We start from the raw sequence: 1,063 nt of genomic DNA on the forward strand, positions 1-1,063 counted from the left end.
TGTGGTGCACCCACAGCGCAAAGCTCACCGCGCCCACGCCGATGAGCGCCAGCACCACCGCGCGGTGCCCCACCAGCGGCGTGCCCGCGAGCGCGGCGACCATCATCGACACCATGCCGGCCGCGGGCAGGAAGATGATGTAGACCTCCGGGTGGCCGAAGAACCAGAACAGGTGCTGCCACAGCAGCGGATCGCCGCCGCGCGCGGGAATGAAGAAGGGCCAGTCGAACGCGCGCTCCAGCTCCAGCAGCATGGTGGCCGCGATCACCGCGGGAAACGCGAAGACGATCATCAGCGCGGTGACCAGCATGGCCCAGGCGAAGATCGGCATGCGCATCAGCGTCATGCCGGGTGCGCGCGTGAACAGCACGCCCACGATCAGCTCGATGGCGCCCGCAATGGCCGAGATCTCGATGAACCCGATGCCCAGCAGCCACCAGTCGGCGCCGCGCCCGGGCGAGAACTCCTTGCCGGTGAGCGGCGGATACATGAACCAGCCGCCATCGGGCGACACGCCGAAGAACAGCGTGCAGAAGAAGGCGATGCCGCCGATGGCATAGGCCCAGAACGCATAGGCCGAGAGCAGCGGAAAGGGCAGGTCGCGCGCGCCCAGCATGCCCGGCAGCAGGTAGATGGCCACGGCCTCGACGATGGGCACCGCAAACAGGAACATCATCACGGTGCCGTGCATCGTGAAGAGCTGGTTGTAGGTGCCCGCGTCGATCAGGTGGTTGTCCGGCACCGCGAGCTGCGTGCGCATCATCAGCGCCAGGATGCCGGCCAGCACGAAGAAGAGCATGGCGGTGGCGATGTAGAACACGCCGATGCGCGTGTTGTTGACCGCCGAGAAGAGCCGCCAGCCGGTGGGCGGGCGCCACGCGCGCTCGAGGGCCTCGCGCTCGCCTGCGGGGCGCGGCGGCAGATTCGAAGGATCTTCCGTGGGAGCCTGCGTCGTCATTTCAGTTGCGCGAGCCAGGCCGCGATGGATTGCAGGTCGGCCTCGCCGATGCGCTCGCCGGAGGAGGGCATGCGCGCGCCCGGCTTCAGCTGCTGCGTGTGGGCC

Annotated in this window: 1 protein-coding gene; it reads right to left on the reverse strand. The window is 68.4% G+C overall.

The genetic code is table 11. From position 1 onward, the window contains the following. On the reverse strand, positions 1–958 hold a 958-nt coding region (locus AC04L7_RS19425), incomplete at its 3' end, for a cbb3-type cytochrome c oxidase subunit I (RefSeq protein ID WP_475513807.1). Between the last annotated feature and the right edge of the window lie 105 nt (positions 959–1,063).

The sequence above is a fragment of the Pseudoxanthomonas sp. LjRoot204_2 genome (assembly GCF_056175765.1).